Origin of the sequence: Nocardia sienata NBRC 100364, assembly GCF_001613205.1 — a bacterium.
GTDB classification, from domain to species: domain Bacteria; phylum Actinomycetota; class Actinomycetes; order Mycobacteriales; family Mycobacteriaceae; genus Nocardia; species Nocardia sienata.
Window position 1 is genome coordinate 80,794 of the sequence record NZ_BDBX01000049.1, and the last position, 7,358, is coordinate 88,151.

Below are 7,358 nucleotides of genomic sequence, written 5' to 3' on the forward strand. Positions count from 1 at the left end.
CCGCCACTGCGAGTTCAACTGCATTTCATTCGGCGTCGATACCAATGCCAGCATGATCGGCAGACCAGACCGGCGGGCCGTGCCCGCGCCCGGCGAGCGCGCGAAACGCGCAGCTCAGTAGTCGGATCCACGGCAGATGAGCCTGTCGGGTGAGCGCGGCAGCGATGCACCGCGTACGGCAGCGAGTTGGGGGCGCCGCCTCCTCTGGTGCCTCGCCGGTATCTTCGTGCTGACCGTACTACCGGGTGCGCTCGGTGCAGTGGCCGTGGCGCAGGACGGCGCGACCGGTTCGAGCCGGATCGACGGGGTCGCCTGGATGAACGTCCGGGACTCTTTCGGCGTGGCGCTCGCCGATTACGCCTATGTCAGTGACAAGGGCGGGCTGCTCGACCCCGGCGGCACCGTCGTGTGGACCATCGTCGGCCTGGAATTCGTCGGCTACATGGTCATCGTGACCACCGCGATCTGGTTCATCGGCTTCGCGCTGAGCTTCGCCTGGCTGGATTTTTTCGCGGACGCGCTGCGCGGTACCGCCGGCGCACTGGCCGGTCAGCTCGCCACCCCCGCCGTCCTGATCACCGCGGCGACGATCGGCGCATTCTTCGTGGCCTGGTTCATCGTGCGGGGTTTCCACGCCCGCGCAGTGATCCAGACGGTGACGATGCTGGCCGTGGCGGTCCTGGGACCGCTGTTCCTGGCCGACCCGTTGGCTGCCGCATTGGGTTCGGACGGGGTGCTCGCCCAGGGCCGCGACATCGGGCTGGCGGTCGCGTCCGGGCTCAACGGGTCCACGAACCGGAATCCGGATCTGGCGGTGAGCACGCTGCAGGGCGATATGGCCGACAACTTCGCGCGCCGTCCGGTGCAGGTGTGGAACTTCGGCCATATCGTGGACAACCAGTCCTCGTGCGCGTCGGCATGGTCGTCGGGAGTGACCGCCGGGGACACCGGCCGGACCCAGCGCGCCTTGCAGGCCTGTGGGGACACCGCGGCGGCCGCGGCCGCCGCCCATCCGAGCGTCGGGCAGATCGGCACCGGTCTGCTGCTGTTGGTCTCGGCGGCCGTACTGCTGTTGTTCGCGGTGGTGCTGTCCTATCGGCTGATGCGGGCCGCGCTGGACGCGATCATGCAGGGATTCATGGCGACCTTCGGATTCGCCGCGGGCGGTTTCGTGTTCGGGCCCACGCAGACGTTTCTGGTGCGCAACCTGGTCAATACGGGTATCGCGGCGGCCCGGATGTGTGCCTACACCGTCTTCATCGGCGTGTATCTGCTGTTCCTCGGCAACCTGTTCCAGCAGGCGCGCGGACAGGTGCTGGCGGTCATCGTCATCGCGGCGGTCGTGGAAGCCGTCGCGATCCTGCAGTTCGGCCGGCTGGCCAAGGGACTGACCCGCGGTTCGGGCTGGATGGCCAACAGGTTCTCGCTGACGATCCTGGGCGCGCGCGGCGGCTCGGGCGGCACCGCGCTCGGTATGGGTGGCGGCGGGAAGAGTTCCGGAGGCGGCTCGGGCGTCAGCGCGATCGCGAGCCTCGCCGCCCTGAACACTGTCAACGCCTCGCCGCTCACTGCCTGGCTCGTGGGGCGCACGGTCAACCCGCTCAGCCCACTGGCACGGGGCAGGACGCGCAACGACCGGGTGAACGCGGCCACGGCGGCGAGCCGGCTGCAAGCGCACGAATGGGGGACAATGGCCCGGCAGAACTGGCGACTGCTGACTCGCCGGGAAGCCGACGCGTGGGGCGGAATCCACACCGAACTCGGCCTTGCGCGCGCGATCAAATATCTCAGCAACAACCGAGTGCCTTACCAGCACATGACGGCTGTGCTGCTGGAAGCCGGAGCCACCCACGATCGTGTGAATCATGCGCTGCGGGCCCGTTCGGTCCGGGACGAGAGCAAATCCCGCAATCCGTACGGCTTCGGACCGCTGCAGAAGGCCGTCGCCTCCGGCCACGCGGTGATGAACCACGCCGGAACCGATGCGCAGACGGCGTTCGCGGCGCAGGCGGTGGCCGATGCCGACAGCCTGTCCCGGCATACCTTGGCGCCGGACCCCGCTGCGCAGCTCAACCGTGACTTCATCACCCGGGTCGAGCGGCACTGGGATTCCGACCGCGCGCTGCGGGCCCATATCGGCCCGGAAGAATGGAACTCGGTGGGCCGCGCCACCCGGACCGCTATCGCCCATCGTCTGGCCACCGATCACTACACGATCGCGAAGACGTTCAACGATCACCCGACGCACGCGAATCGGCAAGCGCTCATGGCGTCGCTCAAACGTCTGTCCAACCTCGACCACACGATCCCCGAGTTCGGCCTGGATCCCTGGGACCTGTGACGCGGGGTGCGGCCTCCGACCGCGCCTCGTGCCCCCTGTCCAAGGTGTGATCATCGCGGCCGGCGCAGGCGGTCGCCGGACGTTTCCACCGTGCCCGGCCGCCTCCGGGTCGGTAGGCTGCTGCCGACAGCGCAGTCGGACGATCGGGAGTGGCAGCATGGGGCGGGTCGACCGCAGGAAATCGGTGCAGAACGCGAAGACGCTGATCACCGGGGCGGCAAGCGGTATCGGCCGGGCGACCGCGCTGGCGTCGGCCGCCCGGGGGGCGCGGTTGGTGCTCACCGATATCGATGCCGACGGGCTGGCCGATACCGTCGCCGAGATCGAACGGTCCGGCGGCACCGTACTCATCGCCGAGGCGTTCGATATCGCGAACCACGACGCCGTCGCCGAATTCGCGGCCACCGTGCACGAGCAGTTCGGCAGCCTCGACGTGGTGATGAATGTGGCCGGGACCTCGGTCTGGGGCACGGTCGACAGTCTGGAGATCCGGCACTGGCGGCGGATGATCGATATCAATCTGCTGGGCCCGATCAATGTGATCGAGCGGTTCGTGCCGCCGATGGTGCGCGCCGGTCAGGGCGGCGCGCTGGTCAACGTCTCGTCGGCGGCCGGTCTGCTGGCGCTGCCCTGGCACGCCGCCTACAGCGCCAGCAAGTACGGGTTGCGTGGACTGTCGGAGGTATTGCGCTTCGAACTGGCCGAGCACGGTATCTCGGTGCACGTGGTGACCCCGGGTGCGGTCGCCACCCCGCTGGTGCGTTCGTTCGACCTGGTCGGTGTGGACAAGGAGCATCCGCGAGTACAACGGGTCACCTCGTTGTTCACCCGGCACGCGGTGGCGCCGGAGAAAGTCGCCGCGGTGATCCTGAAGGGCATCGAACGCAACCGGTTCCTGGTGTACAGCTCCTTCGATATCCGTTTCGGATACTGGTGGAAGCGGAAGTTCGCCTTTCCCTACGAGCTGCTGATGCGGCAGGCCAATCTGCAGTTCAGCACGCTGAAGCAGTCGGTGAATCGGGATCGGCCAGCGGGGAACACAACGAGTCCGGACGCTCCGGCACCGCACTGAGCGCGTCGTCGCAGCCGTAATCCGGGCAGTTCAGGTGCACGTCCAGGACACGCGCGCCCGGGCCCTCGGCGCCGAGCCGGTCGTTCTCGTTCACCAGTTTGCAGCTACCCAGCGACAGGCAGCCGCAGCCGATGCACCCGGTCAAATTGTCGCGCAGCCGGACCAGCTGGGTTATCCGCTCGTCCAGGTCCTCGCGCCAGGCCGTGGACAGCGTCTCCCAGTCGCGCCGGGTGGGTGTGCGACCTTCCGGCAAACGGTCCAGCGCGGCCCGAATATCGCTCAGTGGGATGCCGACCCGTTGCGAGATCCGGATGAACGCCACCCGGCGCAGCGTCTCGCGGGTGTAGCGCCGCTGATTTCCGCTGGTCCGGCGGCTGGAGATCAAGCCTTCCCGCTCGTAGAAATGCAACGCGGACACGGCTACTCCGCTACGCTCGGAAAGCTGTCCGGGGGTCAGCTCTTTGGTGGTCCAATCCGCTGTCGGCATCGACACTCCTCCTTTATCTGAACAATACTTCAGGTTGCTGGAGGTCGGGGCGGAATGGGGGCAACTGCCCCGCGAACGAGTGGACGTCGCCGTGCCCGCGGCGCGTCGGCGCACTACTGTCGGGACATGGGACCAGATGCCGCATCCGATCCGACATCCGCCACCCGGACCCGTGCCGAACACCGGCCTTCCCCCGCCGGCTACGGGGTGACCAGCGAAGTCGGCGCGTTGCGCGCGGTACTGCTGCACCGCCCCGGCGACGAGTTGCGCCGCCTCACCCCACGTAACAACGACCAACTGCTGTTCGACGCGATCCCCTGGGTCGAACGCGCGCAGCAGGAACACGACACCTTCGCCCAAGTGCTGCGTGACCGCGGAGTCGAGGTCGCGCTGCTGGCCGATGTGCTCACCGAAACGCTCGAAGTGAGCGGTGCCGCTCGCATCCAGGGCATCTCCGCCGCTGTGCACGCCCGCCGTCTCGGGCACGCCCTCGCCGACGATCTGGCCGGCCACCTGCGCGGGGTGCCGGCGGCCGACCTGGCACGAATCCTCATGGCCGGAATGACCTTCGACGAACTACCCTTCGCCGCCGACAACACCTCGCTGGTCCGCCGGATGCACCACGGGGGGGATTTCGTCATCGACCCACTGCCGAATCTGCTGTTCACCCGTGATTCCTCGTTCTGGGTCGGACCCAAGGTCGCCATCACCGCGCTGGCCCTTCCGGCCCGCGCCCGGGAAACCTCGCTCACCGACCTGATCTACGCCTTCCATCCGCGGTTCCTCGGAGTACGCCGGGCCTACGAATCGCATACCGCGCCCATCGAAGGCGGCGACGTGCTGCTGCTGGCGCCCGGAGTGGTGGCGGTCGGCGTGGGTGAACGAACCTCACCGGCCGGCGCGGAGGCCTTGGCGCGCAGCCTGTTCGACGACCGGCTGGCGCATACGGTGCTCGTGGTGCCGATCGCGCAGAACCGCGCCACCATGCACCTGGACACTGTGTGCACGATGGTCGACACCGACGCCGTGGTGATGTATCCGGGAGTCCGGGAAACTCTCACCGCCTACACGATCCGCCGCGCTTCCGACGGCTATGTCGTCACCGGCCCCGAACCCTTCCTGCCCGCCGCGGCGGCAGCCATGGGAATCGACAGACTCCGCGTGATCGACACCGGGCTCGACGGGGTCACCGCCGAACGCGAACAATGGGACGACGGGAACAACACCCTCGCGCTGCGCCCGGGCGTCGTCGTCGCCTACGAACGCAACGAAATGACCAATGCGCGACTGGAGGATTCCGGTATCGAAGTGCTGCGCATTCCCGGCTCGGAACTGGGCTCGGGGCGCGGTGGACCCCGCTGTCTGTCCTGCCCGCTTGCCCGCGATCCGGTATGAAATCCGGCCGGATGCGGTAAGAACGAGCCATGCTCGAGATCACGGTGTCCCACGATTCGGGCGTCCCGCCGTACGAACAATTGCGGCTCGCCGTCATCGCCCGGGTCCGCGCGGGTGAACTGGCCGCGGGCACCAAGATCCCCACGGTGCGGGCCCTTGCCGCCCAGCTGGGCCTGGCCCCCAACACGGTGGCCCGCGCCTACCGCGAACTGGAACAGGACGGAGTGCTCGAGACCCGCGGCCGGCTGGGTTCGTTCATCGCTTCCTCCGGCGACCCGACCGCCGACGCGGCGGGGCGGGCGGCTTCGGAGTATGTGGGGACGATACGCAGGCTGGGGCTGGACGGGGACGCGGCGATCCACTACGTCAGGGTGGCGCTGGGGACCTGAACGTTCTCAGCGCCAGCTGGGTAGCCACAGGTGGTCCTGCCAGTTGCCGGTGGTGATCGGGAGGCCGGTGAGGATGGGCCACAACCAGATGAAGTTGGCGATTACGAGGGCCAGGTAGAGGCAGACCACCAGCAGACTCAGGCTGTGGCGTTCGCTGGGTTCGGGGGGTAGCAACACGCCGCCGGGGACGCGGGCGACCGGGCGCCTGGCGGTGCCGAGTATGTCGCCCAGTACCAGCGCTACCGCCATCACCAGGAACGGGGCCAGGGTGACTGCGTAGAAGTAGTACATCTGACGGTCGAGAGTCAGGAACCAGGGCAGCAACGCCGCGCCGTAGGCGGTGAGCACGGCCGCGTACCGCCAGTCCCGCCGCACGATCCAGCGCCAGATACCCCAGGCGAGGACGGGAAGCGACACCCACCACAGGGCAGGAGTGCCGACCAGCATGACGGCTTTCACGCATTCGGTCTGCCCGCAGCCGGTGACCCCGTCGTCGGCGTAGTAGTACAGCATCGGCCGCAACCCCATCGGCCAGGTCCACGGTTTGGATTCCCACGGGTGATGGTTGCCGGCGGAATTGGTGAGCTCGGAATGGAACGTGAGGGTGCGGGAGTGGAAGTACCACAGCGATCGCACGGCGTCGGGCACCAGATGCGACCAGAATCCGCCGGTGCCGATCCCGTCCTCGGGCGCCGACGGGTTGCCGGCCATGTAGCGGTAGACGGCGGTTTCGCTCCGGAACCAGGCGGCGTAGCTCGCCAGGTACACGCCCAACGGGATCAGCACCAGCGCGTACAGCGCGGGACCGAGATCGCGGACGGCGGTGCCGTACACCGGTTTGCCCACCCCGTAGGTCCGGCGCGCGAACAGGTCGAACAGGATGCTCAGCACCCCGAACGCGGCGATGAAGTACAGCCCGGACCATTTCGTGCCGCAGGCCAGACCCAGCAGAACACCGGCCCCGAACCGCCACCAGCGCACACCCAGGCGCGGGCCCCACGGAGTCTCGCCGATCCGACCCTCGGCGTCGGCGCGCGCGAGCCGGGCGCGCACCTGGTCACGGTCGACGATCAGGCAGCCGAACGCGGCGGTGACGAACACCGTGATGAAGATGTCGAGCATCCCGATCCGGGACGAGACGAATGTGGTCCCGTCCGCGATCAGCAGGATCCCCGCCAGGGCGCCCAGCATCGTGGAACGCGTCATCCGCCGCACGATCCGGATGACCAGCAGGATCAGCACGGTACCGGCCAGCGCGGCGGAGAACCGCCATCCCCAGCCGTTGTAGCCGAACAGCGCCTCGCCGATCGCGATCATCTGCTTACCGACCGGTGGATGCACCACCAGCCCGTAGCCAGGGTTGTCCTCGATACCGCCGGTGAGGAACTGCCAGCCCTGCGGTGCGTAGTGCTTCTCGTCGAATACCGGCGTTCCCGCGTCGGTCGGGTAGTTCAGCATGGTGAAGCGGGTGATGGCCGCGATCACCGTCAAGAACAGGCTGACCACCCAGCCGCGCGCGGTATCGGTGGGACCGAAATCCGGCGCCGGCCGCAGCGGCGCCGGGCTCGACCAGGTGCGCGGCGGCCGCCAGGCCGCGCGGCGGCGCGGTTCGGTCAGCTGAGTCACGGGCTCGAGCTTATGTGCTGTGTTTTTTGGCGCCGCCTCCGGCGTCGC

6 protein-coding genes are annotated in these 7,358 nt (G+C 68.2%); 4 read left to right on the forward strand and 2 right to left on the reverse strand.

Annotation, left to right across the window (positions count from 1 at the left end):
* The first annotated feature begins 136 nt into the window (after nucleotides 1-136).
* A complete protein-coding gene (locus tag NS4_RS24420; protein ID WP_063061827.1) occupies nucleotides 137-2,341 on the forward strand; it encodes a hypothetical protein in 2,205 nt (734 codons plus the stop codon).
* Nucleotides 2,342-2,498: 157 nt separating this feature from the next.
* Nucleotides 2,499-3,413 (forward strand): SDR family oxidoreductase, encoded by a 915-nt coding sequence (locus NS4_RS24425; RefSeq protein WP_063061828.1) that lies wholly within the window; start codon nucleotides 2,499-2,501, stop codon nucleotides 3,411-3,413.
* Here the strand turns inward: NS4_RS24425 and soxR are convergent.
* The gene (gene soxR / locus NS4_RS24430) at nucleotides 3,334-3,900 is read right to left on the reverse strand and encodes a redox-sensitive transcriptional activator SoxR (protein ID WP_084487667.1); all 567 of its coding nucleotides are present in this window, start codon (nucleotides 3,898-3,900) and stop codon (nucleotides 3,334-3,336) included. The genes NS4_RS24425 and soxR overlap by 80 nt on opposite strands.
* Before the next feature lie 126 nt (nucleotides 3,901-4,026).
* Between soxR and NS4_RS24435 the strand changes: the two genes are divergently transcribed.
* Together NS4_RS24435 and NS4_RS24440 are read left to right on the forward strand one after the other, a co-directional pair.
* Nucleotides 4,027-5,295: an arginine deiminase gene (locus NS4_RS24435; protein ID WP_084487668.1), complete on the forward strand. Its 1,269-nt coding sequence runs from the start codon at nucleotides 4,027-4,029 to the stop codon at nucleotides 5,293-5,295.
* 29 nt (nucleotides 5,296-5,324) lie between these two features.
* Nucleotides 5,325-5,684: a GntR family transcriptional regulator gene (locus NS4_RS24440; protein ID WP_063061829.1), complete on the forward strand. Its 360-nt coding sequence runs from the start codon at nucleotides 5,325-5,327 to the stop codon at nucleotides 5,682-5,684.
* A 6-nt stretch (nucleotides 5,685-5,690) separates the two neighbouring features.
* Here NS4_RS24440 and NS4_RS24445 read toward each other — a convergent pair whose 3' ends face one another.
* Nucleotides 5,691-7,310, reverse strand: a complete 1,620-nt coding sequence (locus NS4_RS24445) for a dolichyl-phosphate-mannose--protein mannosyltransferase (protein WP_063061830.1) — start codon at nucleotides 7,308-7,310, stop codon at nucleotides 5,691-5,693.
* Between the last annotated feature and the right edge of the window lie 48 nt (nucleotides 7,311-7,358).